This is a genomic window from Limnohabitans sp. Rim8, from assembly GCF_945901735.1.
Taxonomy (GTDB): Bacteria; Pseudomonadota; Gammaproteobacteria; order Burkholderiales; family Burkholderiaceae_C; genus Limnohabitans_A.
The window spans coordinates 1-23,261 of sequence record NZ_CAMDLM010000029.1 but is presented as its reverse complement, the minus strand read 5'-3'; the positions used below and the strand labels follow the sequence as shown (position 1 = coordinate 23,261).

Below are 23,261 nucleotides of genomic sequence, written 5' to 3'. Positions count from 1 at the left end.
AGGAGCTCCGGCATGGCACGCACTGTTCAACAACTTTTTGATCTGACTGGACAGGTGGCCCTGGTCACCGGTGGCTCGCGCGGCCTGGGCTTGCAAATGGCCCACGCCCTGGGCGAAGCCGGGGCCAAGATCATGCTCAGCTCGCGCAAGGCGGCCGACCTGGAAGAAGCCGCAGCCGAGCTGCAAGCTGCCGGTATTGATGCCCGCTGGATCGCTGCCGATTGCGGCAAAGAAGAAGACATCCGCCTTTTGGCCACTGAAACCATGGCACGCATGGGGCCCATCGACATCCTGGTCAACAACGCTGGCGCCACCTGGGGTGCCCCCGCCGAAGACCACCCCGTGGCCGCTTGGGACAAGGTCATGAACCTGAACGTGCGCGGCTATTTTCTGTTGTCGCAAGAAGTGGCTAAACAAAGCTTCATCCCGCGAGGAAAGGGCCGCATTTTGAATGTGGCGTCCATCGCCGGTCTGGCCGGCAACCCGGCCGCGATGAAAACCATCGCCTACAACACCTCCAAGGGTGCCGTCATCAACTTCACCCGCGCATTGGCGGGAGAGTGGGGCGAGCACGGCATCACTGTCAACGCCATTTGCCCTGGTTTTTTCCCCAGCAGGATGAGCCAAGGCCTGCTGGACACCATCGGGGCCGACAAGATGGCGCAAGCCGCGCCCCTGCGCCGTTTGGGCGATGACGAGGACCTTAAGGGCTTGGCGGTCTTGTTCGCCTCGGAGGCTGGCAAGCACATCACCGGCCAATGGCTGGCGGTGGACGGTGGCGTGAGCGCCATCATTGGCGGCTGAGCGCCACTTGAGTCTGGACATGAGCATCCCTTTTGGCTCCCACATTCCGTTCGTGGAGCACCTGGGCTTCACCTTGGAAAAGTTCGAAGGCGGAGAGTCCGAGCTGCATTTCGCGCCGCGCCCCGAACACCTCAATTCATTTGACGTCACCCACGGTGGTGCGGTCATGACTTTTCTGGATGTGATCATGGCCACTGCAGCACGCAGTGTGGACCCCGAGATGGGCGTGGTCACCATCGAGATGAAAACCAGCTTCATGCGCCCCGCCAAAGTGCCAACTGGCGAATCGCTGGTGGGCAAAGGACATCTGCAGCACCGCACCCGCAGCATGGCCTTCGCCGAGGGCCGCATCTTCGACGGCACAGGCCAGTTGTGCGCCACGGCGACCGGCACCTTCAAATACGTGGCTCCGCGCTTGGCGCAAGAACCCGCCACCGACTGAGCCCTATGCCCTTTTTTTACGCTTTCGCGGTCGGAGACCGCTCCTACGGGTTGTTTGGCAAGCGCGGTTTTCGATCGCGATACCCCATTTTTGTAGCAGCGGTCTCTGACCGTGATGTAAGACCATTTCACCATTGATCAACCAGGAAAACACCATGCCCATCAACCACCAAATCGTGCTCGACAACCGCCCCCAGGGCGAAGCCACTGTGGCCAACTTCAAACTGATTGAAACCAACATTCCGGCATTGCAAGACGGTCAAGTGCTGGTCAAGCACCACTTCATGAGCCTGGACCCTTACATGCGTGGCCGCATGAACGAAAGCAAGAGCTACGCGGTGCCCCAGCCTCTGGGGCAAGTCATGATCGGTGGCACCGTGGGCGAAGTGGTAGAGAGCCAGCACCCCAAGTTCAAAGCAGGTGACCCGGTGGTGGGCATGGGCGGCTGGCAGGAATACAGCGTGGTTGATGGCAACGTGATCGGTGCTTTGCGCAAGGTCGACACCACCCATGTGCCGCTGTCGCACTACCTGGGCGCGGTGGGCATGCCCGGTGTGACCGCTTGGTATGGCCTGTGCAAGATCATCGCGCCCAAAGCGGGTGAGACCGTCACCGTCAGCGCGGCCAGCGGCGCGGTGGGCAGTGCTTACGGTGCTTTAGCCAAGGCACGCGGCTGCCGTGTGGTCGGCATTGCCGGTGGCAAGGACAAGTGCGACTACGTGGTCAATGAGCTGGGCTTTGACGCCTGCATCGACTACAAGGAGCACAAGGACTACATCTCGCTGTCCAAGGCGCTGCGCGAAGCCTGTCCGAACGGCATCGACGGCCACTTTGAAAACGTCGGCGGCATGGTGCTGGATGCGGTGATGCTGCGCACCAATGCGTTTGCCCGCATCGCGGTGTGCGGCATGATCGCGGGCTATGACGGCGCGCCGCTGCCCATGACCACCCCAGCGTTGATCCTGATCAACCGCATGAAGATCGAAGGCTTCATCGTCAGCGAGCACATGGAAATCTGGCCCGAAGCGCTGCAAGAACTCGGCACCCTGATCGGTACCGGCAAGCTGCGCCCCCGCGAATCGGTGGCCCAAGGGCTGGCCGCGGCGCCCGAGGCATTTCTCGGCCTGCTCAAAGGCAAGAACTTCGGCAAACAATTGGTCAAGCTGGTCTGAGGCCTGCACCATGTCCGATCTGATCCTGCACCATTACCCGACTTCGCCGTTTGCCGAGAAGATCCGGCTGATCCTGGGCTACAAACAACTGGCCTGGAAGAGCGTGTTCATTCCCATGATCATGCCCAAGCCCGATCTGACGGCGCTCACCGGGGGCTACCGCAAAACGCCGGTTCTGCAGATCGGTGCGGACATTTACTGTGACACCGCACTGATCTGCGATGTGCTGGAGCACTTGGCCCCCGCGCCCACCATTTATCCTGATGCCGTCAAAGGTGCAGCACGCATCGTGGCGCAGTGGGCCGACAGTGCCTTGTTCACGGCGTCCATGGCCTACAACTTCCAGCCTGCGGGTGTGGCGCAGGTCTTTGCAGGCGCGCCCGCCGAGGGCGTGCAGGCCTTTGTGGCCGATCGCACGGCCATGCGCGGTGGCGCGGCCCGCATGGCGTCCTCAGACGCTACTGGCACTTACAAAAGCTACTTGCGCCGGATCGCCAGCATGCTGCACGGGCAAGACTTTTTGTTTGGCGCACAGCCTGGTGTGGCCGACTTTGCGGTTTACCACCCGCTGTGGTTCACGCAAGACCGCACGCCAGCCTTGGCGGGCATTTTGGATGCAACGCCCGAAGTCAAAAGCTGGATGACCCGCATGAAAGCCATCGGTCATGGCACACCTGGCAAATGCAGTGCCGACGAAGCCTTGGCGTTGGCCCGCAGTGCAACACCCACCGCGCTGCAAAGCGACACGTTTCAAGACGAGCACGCCATCGCCTTGGGCAACCGCGTGGTGATCGCGGCCGACCACTTTGGCCTGGAGCCCACCGAAGGTGAGCTGGTCGCAGCCACACGCACCCGTTTCACCCTGCGCCGCAGCGATGAGCGTGCGGGCACGGTGCATGTTCACTTCCCGCGTGTCGGGTTCACACTCAAAAAGGCATCTGCATGATCGACAACTTCAAAGGCAAAACTGCGGTATTGACGGGTGGCGGTTCAGGCTTTGGTCTGGAATGCGCCCGCATTGGCGCCCAACTGGGCATGAACCTGGTGCTGGTGGACGTGCAGCAAGACGCGCTGGACAAAGCCGCTGCCGAAATGATCGCCCAAGGCGCTCAGGTGTTGGCCTGCAAGGTGGATGTGTCGAACGCGCAGGCCATGGAACAACTTGCCGCTGACGTCAAAGCGCGCTTTGGCGCACCGCACTTCGTCTTCAACAACGCAGGCGTGGGGGCCGGGGGCCTGGTTTGGGAAAACTCAGTCGCCGATTGGGAATGGGTGCTGGGCGTCAACCTCTGGGGCGTGGTGCACGGCGTGCGCCTGTTCACGCCAATGATGCTCGAAGCCGCCAAAGCCGACCCGGCTTACCGGGGCCACATCGTCAACACCGCCAGCATGGCCGGCTTGCTCACGCCACCCAACATGGGCATCTACAACGTGAGCAAACACGCCGTGGTGGCTTTGACCGAAACGCTCTACCAAGACTTGCAGCTGGTGTCTGATCAGGTCAGCGCCAGCGTGCTGTGCCCTTATTTTGTGCCCACGGGCATCAGCCAAAGCCACCGCAACCGCCCAGCCGACCTGCCTGCCGAACAACCTACCGCCAGCCAACTCATCGGCCAAGCGCAAAGCGACAAAGCGGTTGGAAGCGGCAAAGTCTCGGCCGCCGACGTGGCGCAAAAAGTGTTCGATGCGGTGGCGGCTGACCAGTTCTACATCTACAGCCACCCGCAAGCGCTGGGCAACGTGCAAAGCCGCATGGAAGCTATCGTGATGGGCCACAACCCGCCCGACCCGTTTGCCGCCAAGCCTGAATTGGGCGAAGGACTGCGCCGGGCCTTGCATCAGTAGTCGAAGCGTGCCCTCTACCCGGACTTGACATCCTTGGATCAAGTGTATTCCTTGGTATTAATTTGATTTTTTCTCTTTAACTTTTTTTCTGGATATGAGAAATTGACACCGTGAACATCGTCCAATATGGAGCACCAGAGCAAATGTTCCAGTCTGGATGAAAAGCTTGATCAACAGTCTGAATTGATCGCTTTCACTTTGCACAGTCGCGCAGCATGGTGTGAAAGAGAGGGAACACATGAAACCGAGCATCGGCTGGGGTGTACTGGTCATGTATGAAACCCCTAGGTTTATCTGGCTATACAGATGCCCCCTTGCTTGCAAACGTCAAGAAGGCAGGTGCACCCCTTGCAGGTGTACCTATTACATTCGCCATCAATGTCTTAGCCCATTCTGGTCAGCACGAACACCATGACAACCAGCGCCCATTGGGGACACTCAGCAGTTACAGCGGTTTCACCGATGCCAATGGCGACATTCAAATTCGGGTTAAAGCGCCAGATGTGGCGGGCACGCACACGATCACGGCCAACTGCGGCGTTTGTGCCAACCCGACGGTCAGTGCCAATATCGATGTCAAAGTGCCGGGTCTGTTGCCCATTTCGCCAATTTCTCCCCGAAAACAAGATGGCTCGTATGTGTATGCTTTGACCAGTGTGGACCACACACACGCGGGAAATGGCCGATATCACCGCAATCAATATTATTTGACTGATTTTTCCCGAAAGAATCTGCGTACTTTAATAGATGCTTTTTCGGAATATGGCTGGGGCACTGTGGCCTTGAACGATGCAAGCCTGCCGTGGGGCGGTCGCTACGACATCCGAGCAGACTGGAAAGCCCCCCACGCGGGGCATCGGGAAGGGCGCGAAATAGACATTTCTTTTACCCGTGCACAGAACCCAGTCTCTGCGGGTAAACAGAAGTCTTTCTACAAAAAGTTTTGTGAAGAACGGGCGGCCCAAGTGCCTTTTTCGCTGTTGCACCATTACGTGTTGACGCCGACCGAAAACTGACCATCTAAACCTAGGAGTGCCGACTCAAAATTGACCAGGGTGTTCAACTGCTCTGCTGAATATTTCAGCAGGAGCGCAAGAAGGTGATCACCATGGAAATGATAGGCAAGGCCACGAGCGTGACCAGTGTCACGTTGTTCGGTCGCCTGTCGGCGTAACGGGCGGGCAAGAACCTAAATTCGTCTGAGGGTTACAGCTTGGGCGGATCCCTGGATCTAGGACTATTCGCTAGGCGAAGTTAGAGGGGATGAAAGCTAATTTGTGCAGCCGGAGGCAGCGACCAAATGGCCAGCTTGGAATCCTATGTCTTTCAAGATGCGGCACGCCGGGAGCTACTAAACGGAAGCTTAATGGGCGTCAGACCCGTCCCCACCATGAGTCCACCGCTGCCCACTTGTGAAAGCACGCAAGATCGTCTCCACCCCCTCTATCAACAACACCGTGCCCTGTGTCAGCGGTCGTGACTCGACCGTCGCGCTAATGAGCGTGCGTTCGATCTGCGGGCTTTCGATGTGTGCGACGCTCACCTTGCTTTCTTCCAGTTCACGGTGAAAGCCCATGCGCGCAAGCACGGTATAGCCGTAGCCCCCCTTGACGAGGCTCACCATCTCCGCAACTGAATCCACTTCCACGCGGATATGCAGCGTAACACCAGCCTGGCTCGCGGCTCGGCGGATCAGCAGGTTCATGCCGTGCATGCGACCCGGAATGATGAGCGGGTAGCGCGTTAGCTCTGCCATCGTCACCACCTGACCTTCGGCAAAGGCGTCTGGCGGGCCGACGAGGTACATGTTCTCTACGCCCAATACCGTACGGCGCAGGCCCGAGAGCTGCTGCGAGTCGAACAGGATGGCGGCATCCAATCGGCCGCTGTGCAGCCATTCGAGCAGGTAGCCGCTCATGGCCTCGACGATGTGCGGCGTCACCTTGGGCGCGCGCCGGTGCAGATGTTCGAGCAGCGGCCGCACGAGCACGGGCGCCACGGTGGCGGGGATGCCCAGGGCCACTTCGCCGTGCGGCTCCTTGCCCAGTGACACCACTTCCTGCCGCGCCTGTTCAAACTGCCGCAAGATGGTTCGCGCATGCTCGTACAGCAACTGGCCTTGGGCCGTGGGCTTTACGCCCGCGCGGCTGCGCACCAGCAGGGCCACGCCCAGCTCCTGCTCGAGATGTCGCATGTGCATGCTGACGGCCGACTGCGCGATATGCAGTGCGGCTGCGGCCCGCGTGAGGTTACCGGCCTCGATGACCTTGGCGAAGTAGCGAAGTTGACGGTGGTCCATGTGTACGCTGATGATCGATCTGTTTTACAGATTGAATAGGTCTTTAATATATTCTTTTCAGCTGGAAGCTTGAATCCTAACATCCGACTGTGTTCTTCATCAAAAAAGTAGGCGCGAATGCACAGTAACCACGAACACCAGTCGCAGGGGCTGGCCGAGATCGCAGAAAGCGCGGCGACCGGTTCGGTGGCCGCGCTCTATAGCGACATTCGCGCAGTGCTGGGTGTCGATCTAGTCAACTTGGTCTATCGGCATCTCGCAACGGTGCCGGGTGCGCTTGAATGGGCCTGGGCCAACCTTGGACCGCATTTCAAGTCGGGTGAGATCGATGCGCAGGCCTACTTGCTGCGCGAGCGCGTGCAGCAAGCCTTCGAAGCATGGCCAAGGGCCTTCGAATTCGTGCCCGGTCATTCGTCCGACCTCGCTGGCGCCGCACGGCTCGCAAACGTCTACAACCTCAACAACAGCCGCAACCTGATGGCGTTCCGCCACCTGATAGACGAAGGCGCCCGATCACCGGTCCCCGGCACGGCGCTCCTAAGCAGTGCCGGCGCGGCAACACGTCCCGCAATCCCGCTACCCGCGATTCCGTCCTGGGCAGCGATGAGCCCGGTTGACAGCGAAACGGTTCGCCGCCTCAACCGCCTCGGTGAACCGGATGAACCCGCCATCGTCGCTAGCCTTTACCGACATCTCGCGATCTGGCCTGCACTGCTCGGCAATGTGGAGGCGGCACTCGTGCAACTGGATTCGCGGTGTGACATCGCGCGTGCGCTGGCCTTCACCGTCGACACCTCACGCACCATCGCACGCGTGCACCCGGTCATGATGCCCGTGCCCGCGCCCGCCACAGTCGATGCCGCGTTGCGCAAGCGCCTTCGCGTGTTTGTCGACGTAACGATTCCGAAGATGGTGCCGGTCGGGCTCGCACTCGAAACCGCGCTTACTGTCGCCCTACCACCTCTGCAATAAGAAGACCCATGCACCTGACCATCACCCGTTTTGAAATCACCGCGCCAATCAAGCGCGACGAGATCGCCGCGCTCTTCGAGCAGAGCCTGCCGCGCTACCGCGCCGCCCAGGGCCTGCTGTCCAAGCACTACTACCTAGAGCCGGGCAGCCTGTTCGCTGGGGGCATCTACCTCTGGGCCAGCCCCGGCGATGCGCAAGCCTTCTTCACGCCTGCGTTTAACGAAGCGATCCGCGCGCGCTTTGGCAGCATGCCAACGTTGCAGGTGCTCGACTGCCCGCTCACACTGGACAACATTCACGGCGACCACCGTATTGCGTCATGACAACCAACTTCCTCTTAATCATCACCGACCAGCATCGAGCCGATCATTTGGGCTGCTACGGCAATCCGATTGTGCAAACGCCCCACATCGATTCGCTGGCCCGGCGCGGCTGGCGATCCAACCGTTTCTACGTGGCCAACCCGGCCTGCATGCCCAACCGCGCGACCCTGATGACCGGGCGCATGCCGTCGGTGCATCGCGTGCGCTCGAACGGCATCCCGTTGTCGCAGGACGCAACCACCTTCGTCGAGCTGCTCGCCGCGGCCGGATACCACACGGCCTCCAGCGGCAAGATCCATCTGCAGCCCATGCTGGGTGATGGCCCGATACTGAAGAAAAGTACAGAGGGCGCAATACCGCCTCCGCCCACGCTAAAAGACGTGTGGCACGGCCCCGATCCGCGCGACTACGACCAGGAGCGCATCAACCGCTGGCAGGACAACCCGGACCATGACCTGAAGCTGCCCTACTACGGCTTCCAGGAGGTGCATCTCACCATGTCGCATGCCGACGGTGCGCACGGCCACTACGGGCGTTGGCGCGAGGCGCGCCACCCTGGCGCGGACAAGCTCGTCGGGCCGCAGAACGCGCTGCCGCAAGAGAGCATCCGCGCGCTTCAGGCCTGGCGCACGGCCGTGCCCGAAGCGCTGTACTCCACCTCGTACATCAAGGAGCAGGCGCTTGGCTTTCTCGAGCGGCATCAGGCGGGCGGGGGCGGACAGCCATTTTTCCTGCACTGCTCCTTCAACGACCCGCATCATCCGTTCACGCCGCCCGGCCGCTACTGGGACATGTACGATCCGGCGAAGATGCCACTGCCCGCCGCGTTTGAAGCCAGCCGCGGCGTGCCGCCGCCACCCCTTGCACACCTCATCGCCGAGCGCGACGAAGGCCGCGCCGACCGCGATTCATGGATGCTGCAAGCCGTGAACGAGAGGGACGTGCGCGAAGCCATCGCGCTCACCTACGGCTCCATCACGATGATTGACGACGCCGTCGGTGAGATCCTCGCGACGCTCGAGCGACTGGGGCTGGCAGACAACACCGTGGTGGTATTCACAAGCGATCACGGCGACTACATGGGCGACCACCAGCTCATGTTCAAGGGGCCGATCCATTACGACGGCCTGATCCGCGTCCCGTTTATCTGGGCCGACCCACAGGGCACGCGTCGCAACGTCGCCTGCGATGCGCTCGCCGGCACGGTGGACATCGGCGCGACTATCCTTGCGCGTGCGGGCCTTGCGCCTTCGCATGGTATGCAAGGGCGCAGCCTGTTGCCGCTGGTGGAGGAACGTGCGACTTCGGTGCGGCAGGGCATCGTCGTGGAGGAGGACAACCAGCGCGTCTTTCTCGGCTTTGATCGCCCAGTGCGCATGCGCACTCTGGTGACCGACCGCTGGCGCCTCACCGTCTACCGGGGCGTTGCCTGGGGCTTGCTCTACGACCTTCACAACGACCCGCTCGAGATGAGCAACCTCTGGGACGACCCGCGCCATGCAGCCGACCAGGCTTGCCTCATGTTCCAGCTCGTGCAGGAGATGGAAGACCTGGCCGACGACAGCCCGCTACCCATCGCCCGCGCCTGACAACGCGAGCGCCTTTTTTTCCTGCGACACATCAAGAACAATGACCACTCCTACTTCCCTCAAGACACAGGCCCAGGCTCGCTTTCACGACCTGCGCATGCTCATCGCCGGCGAATGGACGCGCGGCAGCGGCGCGCACGCCGAAGCCGTGATAGACCCGTCGACCGAGTCGTCGCTCGGCGACTTGCCGCTCGCGTGCGAAGCCGACCTAGCGCGCGCTGCCGAGGCCGCGCAGGCTGCCTTTCCCGCCTGGTCGCGCACCAGTGCGATGGAGCGCCGGCGCATTCTCATGGAAGCCGCGCGGCTGATCCGCGAACGGGCCGAGCTGATCGCCCATGTGATGACGCTGGAGCAAGGCAAACCGCTGGCCGAGGCGCGTGGCGAGGTTACCGGCGCCGCCGAAATTTTCGAGTGGTACGCCGAAGAGGCGCGGCGCATTTACGGCCGGGTCATTCCGCCGCGCCAGCCCAACGCACGCCACTGGGTGCAGCATGAAGCCGTCGGGCCGGTCGCTGCATTCACGCCCTGGAACTTCCCCGCGCTCACGCCGGCGCGCAAGATGGCCGGTGCGCTAGCCGCAGGCTGCACTTGCGTCATCAAGCCTGCCGAGGAGACGCCCGCCACCGCACTGGAGCTGGCGCGCGCCTGCGTCGACGCGGGCCTGCCTGTGGGGGTGCTCAACGTTGTCTTCGGCGTGCCGGCCGAAGTGTCTGGCTTTCTCATCCGCCATCCGGCGATCCGCAAGATCACCTTCACGGGCTCGACCCAGGTGGGCATGCAACTGGCGTCGCTCGCGGCGCGCCACGGTGCCAAGCGTTGCACCATGGAACTGGGCGGCCACGCGCCGGTGCTGGTGTTCGACGACTGCGACGTCGATGCCGTCGCGCAGGCCTGCGCGGCCTCGCGCCTGCGCAACGCCGGCCAAGTGTGCGTGGCCGCGTCGCGCTTTTACGTGCAGCGCGGCGTGCATGCGCGCTTCGTCGAGCGCTTTGCCGAGTTTGCAGGCCGCGCCGTCGTCGGCTCGGGCCTGGACAGCGGCACAACGCTGGGGCCGCTGGCTAATGCCAGGCGGCTGGCGGCGATGGACGGCTTTGTCGAGGATGCGCTCGCGCAGGGCGCGTCGCTCGTGACCGGTGGCGCCCGCATCGGCGAGCGCGGCTACTTTTTCTCGCCGACACTCGTCACGGGTATGCCCGACAGCGCGCGCATGATGCGCGAGGAAACCTTCGGCCCCATCGCCCCGGTGGCCGCGTTCGACACGGTTGAAGAAGCACTGTCGCGCGCCAACGCGTTGCCCTATGGCCTGGCCGCCTATGCCTTCACCGACTCCGCGCGCACGGCGCGTGCAGTGGGCGACGGCCTGCAGTCCGGCATGGTGGGCATCAACACCTTTGGCGTCTCGCTGGCCGAGGCGCCTTTCGGGGGCGTGCGCGAAAGCGGCTACGGCTCCGAAGGCGGAACCGAAGGCTTACAAGCCTATCTCACGACAAAATTCATCGCCCATCTCCCCTAATCGGGAGAACATTACCGTAAAAAAGGAGACTCCCATGAACCGTATTTTTTCCTCAATCGGCGTGGCCGCACTGGCCTTATCCGCAGCCGTCGCGGGCGCGCAGACTTTTCCCATGCAGCCAGTCAACATGTTTGTGAATTTCCCGCCAGGTGGCCTCACCGACATGATGGGCCGCTCGCTCGCACAGGCCATGTCTGAGGCCTTGAAGCAACCGGTGGTGGTTCAGAACAAGGCCGGCGCCGGCGGCGCGATCGGCGTGTCCACAGTCGCCATGGCACCCAAAAGCGGTTACACCACCGGCTTCGTTGCAGTTGCAGCACTCACGACACTGCCCCAGATGCGCGAGGTCAGCTACCGCATCGACTCGCTGGACTATGTTTGCCGCACTTTTGACGTGCCTGTGTACCTGCTCGTCGCGCCGGCGTCACCCTTTGACAGCGCCAAGACGCTGATCGACTTTGCGAAAAAACATCCCGGCAAGCTCAACTACGCGACCGTGGGCGGGGGCTCGCTGCCACACTTGGCCGCGCTCGACTTCACGAGTAAGGCGAACATTGACATGGCGCACATCCCTTACCAGGGCGAGGCACCGGCCGTGATGGCGCTGCTGGGCAAGCAAGTGGAGGCGTACTTCGGCACCAGCGCAGTGGCCGAGACGCACCAACTACGCCGACTGGCTGTGGCCGCGGACAAACGGGTCGACTCCTCACCCAACACACCGACGCTCACGGAACTGGGATACCCCGTGATCCGCTCGGTCTCGGGCGGCATCATCGCGCCGGAGGGCACCGATGCGGGAGCACGTGACACGCTTGAGGCCGCGTGTGCGCAAGCCGTGAAGGCGCCACAGTACCTAGCTACGCTCAAGACGCTGGGTGTGCAAGGAGCGTATGCGCCGGGCGCCGACTTCAAGGCCGGCGTGCTTGCCGAGGCCGCGCGCAACCGCCTAGTGCTGCGGGACGCTCAGCTGCTGCTGAAGTGAGCCTGGCGTGGAGTTGAGATTTCATCATCGTCCGGACGACCCTTGGAGCCACCTGCTGTTGCAAATGTTGCCGCGCCTAGTCGCCGTCTACGACGTCTCGCTACGCTGCATCACTGTCCCACTTGCGCCCCGCGAGCATTTCCCGCGACCCGACCTCGTCGCGAGTCATGCGATTCGGGACGCGCACGACCTCGCACGGCACTGCGAACTCGACTTTACCAGCAACGGGCAGCCGCCGCCCGAGGCGCTCACAGCCCTTGCGAGCCGACGGCTGCTGGCCGCCGAGCACGACGCGCCAAGCTACCTCGCGCTGGCGCGGCGCTTGGGAGATGCGCTCTTTGCCGGCGATGCCGCCGGGGTGAAGGCCCTTTGCGAAGGAGCCGTGCCAGAATCCGAGGCGAATGCGGCGCTTGAGGCCCATCAACAGCGGCAACTCGAAAGTGGCCACTACAACAGCGCCATGATCGCCTTAGGCGACAACTGGTATTGGGGTGTGGACCGGCTCACCCACCTGGAGCACGACCTGCTCGCCGCGGGCCGGCGCCGGCCTGACGCCAGCGTGGGTCTGCTGCGCCGCCGGCCTTGGGACGTAGCGGCCGGTCGCGACGCTGGCACCGAAACAAAGCAGGCTCTGCCGCTGGAGATAGATTTCTTTTGCTCCTTTCGCAGCCCCTACGCGTATCTCGCTGCCGAACGCTGCTTTGAATTGCAGCGGCGCTACCCAGTGCGCATCATCCCACGCCTGATCCTGCCGATGAAGATGGCGGGATTTACCATCCCCGCCATCAAGGCCGCGTATTTCCGGGCGGATCCGGCGCGCGAGGCGCTACGCCACGGCATGCGCTTTGGCAATTTTTGCGACCCGTATGGCACTGGCTTGGAACGAGCGATGGCGCTGGTCGAGCCCGCGCGCGAAGCCGGCCGGCTCGAACCGTACCTGCTATCTGTGATGCAGGGCATTTGGGCTGACGGCATCGACACTGCGACCGAAGCGGGCTTGCGCCAGCTCGTCGAGCGAGCGGGGCTGGAATGGACCGCGCTGCGCCACCACCTTGCGGACGAGAGTTGGCGAGACTGGGCCGCAGGAAACCGCGCCGAGCTCGAGCAGCTCGGCCAATACGCGGCACCTACTTACCGTCTTGGCGATTGGGTTACCTGGGGCCAGGATAGGCTCTGGATGATCGAGCGCGAGATCAAGGCGCTTCTTGAGTGCCCGCCCGCATCGCGCGGCGACAGGAAGGCGGCATGAAACATGTACCTACAAGCGCGCCGCCCGCACCGTCATGCCCGCCGCCCGACCCCCATCCTCGCGCTCCTTCGCGCTTCGAAGTGCCCGAGGGTGCGGTGGACTGCCACGCGCACGTGATTGGCCAGCCGTGGGCGCATCCCTTCGTCAACGAGCGCTCATACACCCCACCCGCCGCGTCCGAGGCGGCCACCTCGACATGCTCGACCACACCGGCATGGCGAACGGCGTGCTAGTGCAGGTGAGCGTGCATGGCACGGACAACCGGCTGATGCTCCAGACATTGCGTCGGCGCCCAAAGCGCTTGCGAGGCATCGGGGTTATGCCGCTGGGTCTGCCCTCTACCGAGTACGAGGCGGCGCGAGATGCCGGCGTGGTGGGGCTGCGGCTCAACGTTCTCTATGGTGGTGGCATCGGCCTCTCGCAGCTGAATAACTACGGGGCGCTTGCACGCGAACTGGGCTGGCACCTGCAACTACTGGTGGACGCCCGCACGCTCGCGGTTTATGCGCAGGCGCTAGCCGCGCTGCCCGTACCCATCGTGATTGATCACATGGGGCACTACCCGGCGCGCGAGGGAATCGACGGGCTAGGCGTGCGCACCATGCTGTCGTTGCTGACCGACGGTGCTTGGGTCAAGCTATCGGGCGCGTACCGCCTAGACAGCGCGCCGTGGCATCACACCCTGCCGCTCGCGCAGGCCTGTCTTGACGCTGCCCCCACGCGTTGCGTCTGGGGCTCCGACTGGCCCCATGTTGCACACTGGGACCGGATGATGAACGTCGCCGAACTTTTAGACCTGCTCGCCGACTGGGTACCCGATCCCAAGGCGCGTGAGCAGGTGCTCGTACACAACCCACGCCGTCTTTACAGCTTTTACAAGGACAACAGATGACCGCTTCAGCGCCTACCGTGGACGTTTACCTTTCGTTTAGAAGCCCCTATAGTTATATCGCGCTCAAGCGCATGAAGGAAATGGAGGCGGAAGGCGAAGTCCGCTGGAACGTGAAGTTCGTGACGCCGCTCGCGATCCGACTGCCGTCGTACTTTGAGCGCAACGCGCCACTGCAGCGGCCTTATCTTTTACGCGATACGCAACGCTTGGCCGCCTACCACGGTATCCCGTTCCGACGTCCACGGCCCGATCCGATCGTTCAGGACGACGGCACACTCGCGATTTCGGCCGAACAACCCTACATTCGACGCCTAACACGCCTGGGTGCGTGGGCCACGCCGCACGGCCGCGCGCATGGGCTGGCGCAGGAGGTGATGACGATGCTCTGGGACGGCCAAATCGACGGCTGGAACTCGGGCAGTCATCTCGCCAACGCGGTTGCGCGCGCCGGTATGAGCCTAGCTGAGATGGAAAGCGACATCGCGCGAGACCCGGTGACCTATGACGCGCTCATTGAGCGCCATGAAACGGAGCAGCGCGCCGCCGGGCACTGGGGGGTGCCGCTGTTTGTGTTGAGGGACGAGCCGTTCTTCGGACAGGACCGGATGGATCTATTGCGGTGGAGAGTGAGGGGCGCGCGTTAGCCGGCTACCGATTGGGTGGTTCATACATCTGCGTGTACAGCGTTGGCGGTAGGCTTGGAGCTGCCTGATTCAGATGATCGCCATGTTTTAGCATCTGCACACACTGCCGAAGGCCATCCTGTGGGCGCTGCGGAATAAGCACTTCCCTCGGCGTCAACAATGCAGCCAAAAACACCTGGCTTTTGCAATACCAAGACCCGGAAACGCTGCAATGGGTCCGCAAAACCTACGTTCAGCAAAATGCGGTATCTCCAGCCATACAAAGCACCGTCAGTGGCCAAGTGTCGGGCACTTGGGTCTATCGCTACAAGGTGACCAATCGGCGCGACGCCAAACAACTGGTGGACTCATTCCGAATCTGGGGCATACCACTGATTTACAAAGTACCAAACCTCCCTCCAGTGACTGCCTCTGCATTCAAAGATCCCGAAATTGAAGATAAGCAGCAATGGGATCAACTTGCAGTCAAACGCAACTTTGAAAAAAGCATCCTCAAAGCCCCTAGGGGCTGGACCGCCGCGCTCAGGGTGGATGAGCAAGTTGGCCAGACCAGTTTGGTCTGGACCCCGGGGCTCAAAGACAGCGATCCGGATGGAATAGCCATAGGTCGCTCACAAGATGGTTTCATGGTGCTCAGGCCCGAATTGCCAGGCGTGGCAAGAGCCAAGCTCACCGGTTCGACCGAAGAGCCCTGGGGGCTGGACCATTTGCCCGAGACGCCATTTTGGAATAACAAAATCCAAGAAATCCAAAGTCGTGATCACGTCTTGGTTCCGGTTCTGGCTCCCGTCATTCCAATCCCCAATCCGTACAACGCTGCGCAATTGGCCCGCAGTTTGCAAGCCCACACACAAACATGGCTGAAATATGAACATGTCAACGTAGAAATGCAGGTCCGATTGAATCGCCAGTTTGATGTACTGATTCCCGCGCTCACCAGTGGCCATCAAAGGTTGGCCGCTGCGACCATTGACGCACTCATCAAGGAATGTCGCCAGCACCAAGCTGCTCTCAGTGATGCCATGATTGAAGCCGATGATCCACATCATGAGTCGGTGCCAATGCCCAAAAACTCACCCTACGCTATGCCCGGCAGGCCCGCGGCCATGGACCGAATTGCGGCCAGGGCATTGATTATTAATTTACGCTACATCCGGGCAAGGGTTAACGTGCGCTGACTTTGTGCCCAGCACCGACAGCGGGCCATGCACAGTAAAACCACCCACTGGGGCTGGGCAACGTGCAAAGCCGCATGGAAGCGATCGTGATGGGCCACAACCCGCCCGATCCCTTTGCGGCCAAACCCGAGGTGGGCGAAGGGCTTCGCCAAGCCTTGCGCAGCACTTGAGCCAGAGCAAGCCAAAGCACTGAGCACCCCAAGCTCTCAGTCTCCAGGATTTATTTGTGGAAGTGGCCTTCAAAACAGTGGCGCACTTCATGGCCCAAAGCCACATGAGAGGTTTGTTTGCCTGTGATGATCACGCACTCCTTGGTGGCTACATGCCAAACTGCGCAGGCCACTGGAGGGGTGATGTAGGCCTGCTCGCGGCCCATGCCGATGGATTTGGCACAGTACTGAACCACATCTTCGCGGACTTCCCAGCGCAGATTCACCTCTTTCATGATCCTCTTGTCCACGGTCTTGGGCGTGAATTTGTCAAACTCTGACGCAGGGATCTCACCGCCACCCATCGTCTGACAACCTGCCAAAATCAGCAGGACTGCTCCGATGGATGCCAGACTGAACCAATGCTTCATCGTCAACCATAGGTTTTTAAACAGCAAATTCATCAAGAACCTCCTTATTTCCTTTCATTGTGAATTTACGTTTATTTTACAATTTTATCATTTCGTGTCAATTAAATTTCGAATTTATTTGTTAAATTGATTTTTTGATGGTTTATGAATACGAAAACTGAGAATTAACAGTTTGGTGTCACCTTCCAACAGGATCACGGATGGCTTGTGGCAAACTTGCCCGCTCTCCCATCTGGATGTGACCTGAGACATGCAAAAAATCCTGGCCCAACTGGCCGCAGAAATCCGCATCCGCCCTGACCAGGTCAAGACCGCCGTGGACTTGTTGGACGGTGGCGCCACCGTCCCTTTCATTGCCCGTTACCGCAAAGAAGTGACCGATGGCTTGGACGACATCCAGTTGCGTGAGCTGGAGTCGCGTCTGGGCTATCTGCGCGAACTGGAAGACCGCCGTGCTGCCGTGATCAAGAGCATCAGCGAGCAGGGCAAGATGACGCCAGAGCTGCTGGCCGCCATCGACGCTGCGCTCACCAAACAAGAGCTGGAAGACCTGTATTTGCCCTACAAGCCCAAGCGCCGCACCAAGGGCATGATCGCCCGCGAAGCCGGGCTGGAGCCTTTGGCAGTCCTGTTGTTTGCCAACCCCACGCTGGACCCGCACGCCCAAGCGCAGGCCTTTGTGCTGGCCCCCGGCGCCATTGAAGGGGCAGACTTCACGACCACGCCCGCCGTGCTGGACGGCGTGCGCGATTTGCTGAGCGAGCGCTGGGCCGAAGACGCGTCTTTGGTGCAGGCCCTGCGCGAATGGCTGTGGAACGAGGGCCTGTTCAAAAGCAAGCTGGCCGGCGGCAAGGACGAGAACAACGCCGACGTCGCCAAATTTCGCGATTACTTTGATTACGACGAGCCGATTGGCCGCGTGCCCAGCCACCGTGCGCTGGCCGTGTTCCGGGGCCGGGCCCTCGAAATGCTGGACGCCAAGCTTGTTCTTCCCGTCGAGCCAGAACCCGGCAAACCCAGCATTGCCGAAGGGAAAATCGCGATGCACCTGGGCTGGAGCCATGCGGCGCGCCCCTCGGACGACCTGATCCGCAAATGCGTGGCCTGGACTTGGCGCGTCAAGCTCAGCCTGTCAACTGAGCGCGACCTGTTCACCCGCCTGCGTGAAGACGCTGAAAAAGTCGCCATCAAAGTGTTCAGTGACAACCTGCGCGACCTGCTGCTGGCCGCGCCTGCAGGCCCCCGCGTGGTCATGGGCCTGGACCCGGGCATCCGCACTGGCGTGAAGGTGGCCGTGGTGGACGCCACCGGCAAGCTGGTCGACACCGCCACCGTCTACCCGCATGAGCCGCGCAAGGACTGGAAGGGTTCGCTCTTTACTCTGGCCAAGCTGTGCGAAAAGCACAACGTCAACCTGATCGCCATTGGCAACGGCACCGCCAGCCGCGAGACCGATAAATTGGCCGGTGACCTCATCAAACAACTGGCCAAGCTGCGCGACGGCGTGGAGATTCAGAAAGTCGTGGTCAGCGAAGCGGGCGCTTCGGTGTACTCGGCCAGTGAATTTGCCTCACAAGAAATGCCCGATGTGGACGTGAGCCTGCGCGGCGCCGCCAGCATTGCCCGCCGCCTGCAAGACCCGCTGTCAGAGCTCGTCAAGATCGACCCCAAAGCGATTGGCGTGGGTCAGTACCAGCACGACGTGAACCAGAGCGAGCTGGCCAAAACCCTGGACGCGGTGGTCGAAGACTGCGTGAACTCGGTGGGCGTGGACCTGAATACGGCCAGCGTCCCATTGCTCACCCGCGTGTCGGGCTTGTCGGGCAGCGTGGCCAAGGCCGTAGTGCGCTGGCGCGATGCCAACGGCGTGTTCAAGACCCGGCAAGACTTGCTGAAAGTCACAGGCCTCGGAGCCAAGACCTTCGAACAAAGCGCAGGCTTTTTGCGCATTCGGGGTGGCGACAACCCACTCGACATGACGGGCGTTCACCCTGAAACCTACCCGGTGGTGGAGCAGATCATTGTCAAAATCGCCAAGCCAATCCAGGAGATCATGGGCCGCAGCGATGTGCTCAAAACCCTTCGCCCCGAGCTGTTTGCCAGCGACAAATTTGGCGCGATCACCATCAAGGACATTCTGGGCGAGCTGGAAAAACCCGGCCGCGACCCGCGACCCGACTTCAAGGTCGCCCGCCTGGCCGATGGCGTGGAAGACATCAAGGACCTGAAAGAAGGCATGACGCTGGAGGGCACCGTGAGCAACGTGGCGCAGTTCGGCGCGTTCATTGACCTGGGCGTGCACCAGGATGGCTTGGTCCATGTGAGCCAGCTGGCCAACAAATTTGTCACCGACGCCCGAGAAGTGGTCAAGACCGGCGACATCGTCAAGGTGAAAGTGCTGGAGGTCGACGTGTCCCGCAAGCGCATCAGCTTGACCATGAAGCTCGATGCCGCTCCCGCCAGACGCGATGGTCCCAGAGACAATAAATTTGAAGGGGCCGGGCGGGACAACCGCCAGCGTGGCGGAGGATCGGTTGGGGTATACACCTCGCCACCCGCCGCGGCAGGTTCGGCCATGGCCAGTGCCTTTGCCAAACTGCAAGGGTTGAAGAAATAAGCCCCATGCAAGCCCTCCACATCCACGCAGGCCCCAAGGCCCTGGCCCACATCCGTGAACACGGATTGCGGCCTGAGCACATTGGCGTTATTCCGGGTGCGGCGGGCGGCCCCAAAGGACTGATTCTGGGTCCTCTGGACCGCTTCATCTTTGGCGAGTGGCTGGCGCAAAGCAGCCAAGCCGTGGACCTGGTGGGGGCATCGATTGGCGCGTGGCGCATGGCCACGGCTTGCTTGAATGATTCGGTTTCGGCGTTTGAACGGTTGGAGCACGACTACATCCACCAGCAATACGAACCGCTGCCGGGCCAAAAGCGTGTGAGTGCTAGGCAGGTGAGCGAGGCGTTTGGTCATAGCTTGCAAGCGTTCTACGGCGGCCGCATCGCTGAGGCGCTGAGCCATCCGCGCTACAAACTGCACATTGTCACCTCGCGAGGGCGGCACATTTTGCAGCGCGAACACCCGCTGGGCACACCGCTGGGCTACGCCGGGGCTTTTTTGAGCAACGCCTTGAGCCGCCGCGCCCTGGGTGGCTGGCTGGAGCGGGTGGTTTTTTCAGGGCAGGGCGCAAGCTTACCTTTTGACGCGCAAGACTTTCGAACCCGCGCAGTCGGCCTGACTGAAGGCAACTTCATGCCAGCGCTGCAGGCGAGCTGCTCGATCCCGTTCGCCCTGAAAGCCGTGCACGACATCCCTGGGGCACCGGATGGTGCGTATTGGGATGGTGGCATCACCGATTACCACTTGCATCTGAACTGGACCTCGCCAATCAAGGGGCCTGATCGGTCCATCGTGCTGTACCCGCATTTTCAGCAAAACGTCGTGCCCGGTTGGCTGGACAAAGCGCTCAAGTGGCGACACGGCGCAACGCCTTTTCTGGACGACACCATCGTCTTGGCCCCCAACCCCGAGTGGGTCAAAACCCTGCCGAACGGGAAATTGCCCGACCGAAAGGATTTCATGACCTATGACCGCGATTTGGCGGGCCGGGTGAAGGTGTGGACTGCGGCGGCCCGAGCCAGCCAGCAATTGGCGGATGAATTTGGGGCGTGGTTGCAAACCCCCCGTTTGTTGCATGTTCAACCCTTGTGAGGAAGTCCTATGCCTGAAGCCTATGTCGTGGGTCAAATGATGGTTAAAAATTCAGAAAAATGGGCCCAATACCGAGGACAAGTTCTGGCCACGGTACAGCCTTTTGGCGGAGAACTCGTGTTTCGAGGACAACAGGTTCAAACGTTTTCGGGCGTTAACCCACACCCTGACATTGTGGTGATCCGTTTTCCTTCCGCGGACGATGCGCAGGCTTGGCATGGTTCTGCCGCCTACCAAGCCCTGATTCCTCTGCGCCAAGAGGCTGCTGATGTGGTTTTGACCACTTATTCGACATAACCCTGATGTCAAAGAGGATAATCACGGCATGTTGACCGAACCCCTTTTCCTCACCGCCGCCCTCTACAAATTCGTCGAACTGCCCGACTTCGTCGATTTGCAGGCGCCTTTGCAAGCCTGTTGCGAGACCCACGACGTCAAGGGCACGCTGCTGCTGGCGCAGGAGGGCATCAACGGCACGATTGCTGGCCCGGAAATCGGGGTCAGGTCGGTGCTGGCCTTTTTACACGCCGATCCGCGACTGACCAGCCTGCCGCACAAGGAATCGTGGAGCCCCAAGCCGCCCTTCACCCGCATGAAGGTCAAGCTCAAAAAAGAGATCGTCACTTTGCGCGTGCCCGAGCTGGACCCGAACAAAACGGTGGGTCAATACGTCAAACCGGCCGACTGGAACGCCTTGCTGGCCGACCCGGAGGTGGTGGTCATCGACACGCGCAACGACTACGAAGTGGCCATTGGCAGCTTCAAGGGCGCGGTCAACCCGAACATCAAAAACTTTGTGCAGCTGCCCGCTTGGCTGGACGCTCAGGAAAACCTGCAAGGCGAAGCCGCCAAAAAGACCAAAGTGGCCATGTTCTGCACCGGTGGTATCCGCTGCGAAAAATCCACTGCGCTCATGAAAATGCGCGGTTTTGACGAGGTGTATCACCTCGAAGGCGGCATCCTCAAGTACTTGGAAGAAATCCCGCCTGAGCAAAGCACTTGGGAAGGCGAATGCTTTGTGTTCGACGAGCGCGTGAGCGTGGGCCACGGCTTGGGGTTGGGCCACCACGAGCTGTGCCGCTCGTGCCGCTGGCCGCTGAGTGAGCAAGACAAGCAGTCACCGCATTACGTGTTGGGCGTCAGCTGCGCCTATTGTCATGACCAGCGCACGCCCGAACAAAAGGAAAAACTGGCTGAGCGTCAGCGCCAGGTCGAGCTGGCCGAAGCGCGGGGCGAGTTGCATGTGGGGGCCAAGATGCCCAGCCACGACGCGCCCTGAAACCGATTCCGCTCATGAGCGATTTCATTCCCTTTGTGCAAGAGCTGCTGGAAGATTGGGCCCCCGTATCGGCCCGCCGCATGTTTGGCGGGCATGGTCTGTACCACGAGGGCCTGATGTTCGCCATCGTGATGGACCAGCGGCTGTACCTCAAGGCCGATGAAGTCAACCGCCCAGAGTTTGAGGCATTGGGCCTGGCACCCTTCACTTACGCCATGAAGGGCAAGGTCGTGGCGCTGTCGTATTGGGCTGCGCCGGATGCGGTTTTTGATGCCCCAGAAGAGGCCGTTCACTGGGCCAAGTCGGCCTGGGGTGCGGCTTTGCGGGGGCATTTGGCCAAGGCCAAAGCCATTGAAAAAGCGAAGGCGCGAAGGCAACGCAAAAGCTTGCCCACCCCATGAAATCCGCTTGGCCGTTCGGATGCCTCTGAAGGAGCCGATGGCCGTTTGATGGGTATGGACCGATGAGTGTTTTGTATGGGCCGATGGGCGTTTGATGGGTATGGGCCAATGGGCGTTTGATTTGTAGGAGCGGTCTCCGACCGCGAAAGTCACCAAATCCAGACGAGATGCCGTCTGGGCCAACACTCGTTCACGAAGCCTCTGAGTGTGAAATAGAGGATTCTTTATTGCTCAAAGATAAGCTGCTGTGCCACAATTTTTGCTCAGGGAGGGTAAAAATGAACTCACAAGCGCATGCCCACAGGCTGCGTTCAGGGCGACATTCGCAATCGGGCCAAATTTACATTTTGACCACCGTGACCCAAAACAGGGTGCCGGTGTTTGATGATTTCCCTAACGCCCGAACATTGATTGGCGTGTTGCGCGATCAGCAAAGGCTTGAGCACGCCAAGACCCTGGCTTTTGTGGTGATGCCCGATCACTTGCATTGGCTGATGCAGCTGGGCCCACAAGTGACTCTTTCGGTGTGCATGCGCAACGTCAAAACATTGAGCGCATTGCGCATCGGCAGATCCATTTGGCAAAACGGTTTTCATGACCATGCCATCCGTCAAGAGGAAGACTTGCCGTCAGTGGCCCGCTATGTGGTGTCCAATCCCGTGAGGGCAGGTTTGGTGGTCAAAACGGGGCAATACCCGCATTGGGATGCCATTTGGGTCTAATGCTTCGCGGTCGGAGACCGCTCCTACAGGCAAGCCGATGGGCGTTTATTTGTGGGAGCGGTCTCCGACCGCGAAAGATGAGCCAGTGGACCCACTCGCGGTCAGAGACCGCTCCTACAGGGCTGACTTAAAGGCTGGTCAGCAACATGTCGCGGTATTCATCGGCCGAGGCGATGCGGGGGTTGGTTTTGTGGCAATGATCGGCCAGCGCGCCGGTGATCACGGCGTCAAACAGACTTTCGGTCACACCCATCGCGCCCAGCCCTGCCGGCAGGCCCAAGCGGGCGCACATGTCCCGGATGGCGTCGGGGATGTCCGAGCCGCTGTGCAAGCCCATGGCCTGGGCCATGCGGTTGAGGCGGTTTTCTTTTTGCACGCTTTCAGCCGCGGCGTTGAACTTCACCACCGCAGGCAAAAACATGGCGTTCAAAGTGCCATGGTGCAGGCGTGGATTCACGCCGCCCAAACTGTGGCTGAGCGAGTGCACACAACCGAGGCCTTTCTGGAATGCCATGGCGCCTTGCATGCTGGCGCTCATCATGTTCAGGCGGGCATCACGGTCTTGGCCGTTGCGCGTGGCACGCTCGATGTGGGCCCAGCCTCGGGTCAGGCCGTCCAGCGCGATGCCGTCTGCAGGTGGGTTGAAGGGCGCGGCCATGAAGGTTTCC

General features: G+C 61.1%; 24 protein-coding genes. 21 read left to right on the top strand and 3 right to left on the bottom strand.

The annotated features are described in order from the left end of the window. Nucleotides 1–12: 12 nt before the first annotated feature. From Q0O99_RS13700 to Q0O99_RS13675, 6 genes are all read left to right on the top strand, one after another. Nucleotides 13–804 (top strand): SDR family oxidoreductase, encoded by a 792-nt coding sequence (locus tag Q0O99_RS13700; RefSeq protein WP_293752474.1) that lies wholly within the window; start codon nucleotides 13–15, stop codon nucleotides 802–804. Between the two features lie 19 nt (nucleotides 805–823). Further along, nucleotides 824–1,246, top strand: a complete 423-nt coding sequence (locus Q0O99_RS13695; RefSeq protein WP_293752472.1) for a PaaI family thioesterase — start codon at nucleotides 824–826, stop codon at nucleotides 1,244–1,246. Nucleotides 1,247–1,400: 154 nt separating this feature from the next. Then, nucleotides 1,401–2,417 carry an NADP-dependent oxidoreductase gene (locus tag Q0O99_RS13690; protein WP_293752470.1) on the top strand — a complete coding sequence of 339 codons (1,017 nt, stop codon included), beginning with the start codon at nucleotides 1,401–1,403 and terminating at the stop codon, nucleotides 2,415–2,417. 10 nt (nucleotides 2,418–2,427) lie between these two features. Continuing rightward, nucleotides 2,428–3,363, top strand: a complete 936-nt coding sequence (locus tag Q0O99_RS13685) for a glutathione S-transferase family protein (protein ID WP_293752468.1) — start codon at nucleotides 2,428–2,430, stop codon at nucleotides 3,361–3,363. Beyond that, entirely contained in the window at nucleotides 3,360–4,262 is a 903-nt protein-coding gene (locus Q0O99_RS13680; RefSeq protein WP_293752466.1) for an SDR family oxidoreductase, read from the top strand. Before Q0O99_RS13685 ends, Q0O99_RS13680 begins: the two co-directional genes overlap by 4 nt. Nucleotides 4,263–4,576: 314 nt before the next feature. Continuing rightward, nucleotides 4,577–5,278 (top strand): hypothetical protein, encoded by a 702-nt coding sequence (locus tag Q0O99_RS13675; RefSeq protein ID WP_293752464.1) that lies wholly within the window; start codon nucleotides 4,577–4,579, stop codon nucleotides 5,276–5,278. A 347-nt stretch (nucleotides 5,279–5,625) separates the two neighbouring features. Here Q0O99_RS13675 and Q0O99_RS13670 read toward each other — a convergent pair whose 3' ends face one another. After that, on the bottom strand, nucleotides 5,626–6,561 hold the full coding sequence (locus Q0O99_RS13670) for a LysR family transcriptional regulator (RefSeq protein WP_293752462.1): 936 nt from the start codon (nucleotides 6,559–6,561) through the stop codon (nucleotides 5,626–5,628). Between the two features lie 117 nt (nucleotides 6,562–6,678). Between Q0O99_RS13670 and Q0O99_RS13665 the strand changes: the two genes are divergently transcribed. The 9 genes from Q0O99_RS13665 (at nucleotide 6,679) to Q0O99_RS13625 (ending at nucleotide 15,903) form a co-directional block, all read left to right on the top strand. Further along, entirely contained in the window at nucleotides 6,679–7,533 is an 855-nt protein-coding gene (locus tag Q0O99_RS13665) for a hypothetical protein (protein WP_293752460.1), read from the top strand. A gap of 8 nt (nucleotides 7,534–7,541) precedes the next feature. Continuing rightward, complete coding sequence (locus Q0O99_RS13660) at nucleotides 7,542–7,856, top strand: hypothetical protein (protein ID WP_293752458.1); 315 nt, start codon at nucleotides 7,542–7,544, stop codon at nucleotides 7,854–7,856. Further along, a complete protein-coding gene (locus Q0O99_RS13655) occupies nucleotides 7,853–9,445 on the top strand; it encodes a sulfatase-like hydrolase/transferase (RefSeq protein WP_293752456.1) in 1,593 nt (530 codons plus the stop codon). The genes Q0O99_RS13660 and Q0O99_RS13655 overlap by 4 nt, the downstream gene beginning before the upstream one ends. A 40-nt stretch (nucleotides 9,446–9,485) precedes the next feature. Next, entirely contained in the window at nucleotides 9,486–10,958 is a 1,473-nt protein-coding gene (locus Q0O99_RS13650) for an NAD-dependent succinate-semialdehyde dehydrogenase (protein ID WP_293752454.1), read from the top strand. A 34-nt stretch (nucleotides 10,959–10,992) separates the two neighbouring features. Next, entirely contained in the window at nucleotides 10,993–11,940 is a 948-nt protein-coding gene (locus Q0O99_RS13645; protein ID WP_293752452.1) for a tripartite tricarboxylate transporter substrate binding protein, read from the top strand. 7 nt (nucleotides 11,941–11,947) lie between these two features. After that, on the top strand, nucleotides 11,948–13,189 hold the full coding sequence (locus tag Q0O99_RS13640; protein ID WP_293752450.1) for a DsbA family protein: 1,242 nt from the start codon (nucleotides 11,948–11,950) through the stop codon (nucleotides 13,187–13,189). 196 nt (nucleotides 13,190–13,385) lie between these two features. Continuing rightward, entirely contained in the window at nucleotides 13,386–14,081 is a 696-nt protein-coding gene (locus Q0O99_RS13635; protein WP_293752448.1) for an amidohydrolase, read from the top strand. Then, nucleotides 14,078–14,725, top strand: coding sequence for a 2-hydroxychromene-2-carboxylate isomerase (locus Q0O99_RS13630; RefSeq protein WP_293752446.1), 648 nt, complete (start codon nucleotides 14,078–14,080; stop codon nucleotides 14,723–14,725). The genes Q0O99_RS13635 and Q0O99_RS13630 overlap by 4 nt, the downstream gene beginning before the upstream one ends. Before the next feature lie 182 nt (nucleotides 14,726–14,907). Next, nucleotides 14,908–15,903, top strand: a complete 996-nt coding sequence (locus tag Q0O99_RS13625) for a hypothetical protein (RefSeq protein ID WP_293752444.1) — start codon at nucleotides 14,908–14,910, stop codon at nucleotides 15,901–15,903. Nucleotides 15,904–16,123: 220 nt separating this feature from the next. Here Q0O99_RS13625 and Q0O99_RS13620 read toward each other — a convergent pair whose 3' ends face one another. After that, a complete protein-coding gene (locus Q0O99_RS13620) occupies nucleotides 16,124–16,516 on the bottom strand; it encodes a hypothetical protein (RefSeq protein WP_293752442.1) in 393 nt (130 codons plus the stop codon). A 217-nt stretch (nucleotides 16,517–16,733) separates the two neighbouring features. On the opposite strand from Q0O99_RS13620, the gene Q0O99_RS13615 reads away from it, so the two are divergent. The 6 genes from Q0O99_RS13615 (at nucleotide 16,734) to Q0O99_RS13590 (ending at nucleotide 22,593) form a co-directional block, all read left to right on the top strand. Continuing rightward, nucleotides 16,734–19,100 carry a Tex family protein gene (locus Q0O99_RS13615; RefSeq protein WP_293752440.1) on the top strand — a complete coding sequence of 789 codons (2,367 nt, stop codon included), beginning with the start codon at nucleotides 16,734–16,736 and terminating at the stop codon, nucleotides 19,098–19,100. Nucleotides 19,101–19,105: 5 nt separating this feature from the next. Further along, nucleotides 19,106–20,191: a phospholipase gene (locus Q0O99_RS13610; protein WP_293752438.1), complete on the top strand. Its 1,086-nt coding sequence runs from the start codon at nucleotides 19,106–19,108 to the stop codon at nucleotides 20,189–20,191. Nucleotides 20,192–20,200: 9 nt separating this feature from the next. Further along, nucleotides 20,201–20,488 (top strand): DUF1330 domain-containing protein, encoded by a 288-nt coding sequence (locus tag Q0O99_RS13605; RefSeq protein ID WP_293752436.1) that lies wholly within the window; start codon nucleotides 20,201–20,203, stop codon nucleotides 20,486–20,488. Nucleotides 20,489–20,516: 28 nt separating this feature from the next. Continuing rightward, nucleotides 20,517–21,470 carry a rhodanese-related sulfurtransferase gene (locus tag Q0O99_RS13600; RefSeq protein WP_293752434.1) on the top strand — a complete coding sequence of 318 codons (954 nt, stop codon included), beginning with the start codon at nucleotides 20,517–20,519 and terminating at the stop codon, nucleotides 21,468–21,470. A 14-nt stretch (nucleotides 21,471–21,484) separates the two neighbouring features. After that, nucleotides 21,485–21,871 carry a TfoX/Sxy family protein gene (locus tag Q0O99_RS13595; protein ID WP_293752432.1) on the top strand — a complete coding sequence of 129 codons (387 nt, stop codon included), beginning with the start codon at nucleotides 21,485–21,487 and terminating at the stop codon, nucleotides 21,869–21,871. A 278-nt stretch (nucleotides 21,872–22,149) separates the two neighbouring features. Continuing rightward, nucleotides 22,150–22,593 carry a transposase gene (locus tag Q0O99_RS13590; protein ID WP_293752430.1) on the top strand — a complete coding sequence of 148 codons (444 nt, stop codon included), beginning with the start codon at nucleotides 22,150–22,152 and terminating at the stop codon, nucleotides 22,591–22,593. A gap of 127 nt (nucleotides 22,594–22,720) precedes the next feature. Here the strand turns inward: Q0O99_RS13590 and Q0O99_RS13585 are convergent. Further along, nucleotides 22,721–23,261: iron-containing alcohol dehydrogenase (locus Q0O99_RS13585; RefSeq protein WP_293752428.1), on the bottom strand; the 541-nt coding region annotated here is incomplete at its 5' end.

Coding starts and splice junctions, on each gene's coding strand:
- Q0O99_RS13635 (WP_293752448.1), top strand. CDS start 13,386: ATGCTCGACCACACCGGCATGGCGAACGGCGTGCTAGTGCAGGTGAGC.
- Q0O99_RS13645 (WP_293752452.1), top strand. CDS start 10,993: ATGAACCGTATTTTTTCCTCAATCGGCGTGGCCGCACTGGCCTTATCC.
- Q0O99_RS13660 (WP_293752458.1), top strand. CDS start 7,542: ATGCACCTGACCATCACCCGTTTTGAAATCACCGCGCCAATCAAGCGC.
- Q0O99_RS13690 (WP_293752470.1), top strand. CDS start 1,401: ATGCCCATCAACCACCAAATCGTGCTCGACAACCGCCCCCAGGGCGAA.
- Q0O99_RS13600 (WP_293752434.1), top strand. CDS start 20,517: ATGTTGACCGAACCCCTTTTCCTCACCGCCGCCCTCTACAAATTCGTC.
- Q0O99_RS13680 (WP_293752466.1), top strand. CDS start 3,360: ATGATCGACAACTTCAAAGGCAAAACTGCGGTATTGACGGGTGGCGGT.
- Q0O99_RS13695 (WP_293752472.1), top strand. CDS start 824: ATGAGCATCCCTTTTGGCTCCCACATTCCGTTCGTGGAGCACCTGGGC.
- Q0O99_RS13590 (WP_293752430.1), top strand. CDS start 22,150: ATGAACTCACAAGCGCATGCCCACAGGCTGCGTTCAGGGCGACATTCG.
- Q0O99_RS13655 (WP_293752456.1), top strand. CDS start 7,853: ATGACAACCAACTTCCTCTTAATCATCACCGACCAGCATCGAGCCGAT.
- Q0O99_RS13670 (WP_293752462.1), bottom strand. CDS start 6,561: ATGGACCACCGTCAACTTCGCTACTTCGCCAAGGTCATCGAGGCCGGT.
- Q0O99_RS13620 (WP_293752442.1), bottom strand. CDS start 16,516: ATGAATTTGCTGTTTAAAAACCTATGGTTGACGATGAAGCATTGGTTC.
- Q0O99_RS13665 (WP_293752460.1), top strand. CDS start 6,679: ATGCACAGTAACCACGAACACCAGTCGCAGGGGCTGGCCGAGATCGCA.
- Q0O99_RS13605 (WP_293752436.1), top strand. CDS start 20,201: ATGCCTGAAGCCTATGTCGTGGGTCAAATGATGGTTAAAAATTCAGAA.
- Q0O99_RS13610 (WP_293752438.1), top strand. CDS start 19,106: ATGCAAGCCCTCCACATCCACGCAGGCCCCAAGGCCCTGGCCCACATC.
- Q0O99_RS13615 (WP_293752440.1), top strand. CDS start 16,734: ATGCAAAAAATCCTGGCCCAACTGGCCGCAGAAATCCGCATCCGCCCT.
- Q0O99_RS13700 (WP_293752474.1), top strand. CDS start 13: ATGGCACGCACTGTTCAACAACTTTTTGATCTGACTGGACAGGTGGCC.
- Q0O99_RS13650 (WP_293752454.1), top strand. CDS start 9,486: ATGACCACTCCTACTTCCCTCAAGACACAGGCCCAGGCTCGCTTTCAC.
- Q0O99_RS13685 (WP_293752468.1), top strand. CDS start 2,428: ATGTCCGATCTGATCCTGCACCATTACCCGACTTCGCCGTTTGCCGAG.
- Q0O99_RS13630 (WP_293752446.1), top strand. CDS start 14,078: ATGACCGCTTCAGCGCCTACCGTGGACGTTTACCTTTCGTTTAGAAGC.
- Q0O99_RS13595 (WP_293752432.1), top strand. CDS start 21,485: ATGAGCGATTTCATTCCCTTTGTGCAAGAGCTGCTGGAAGATTGGGCC.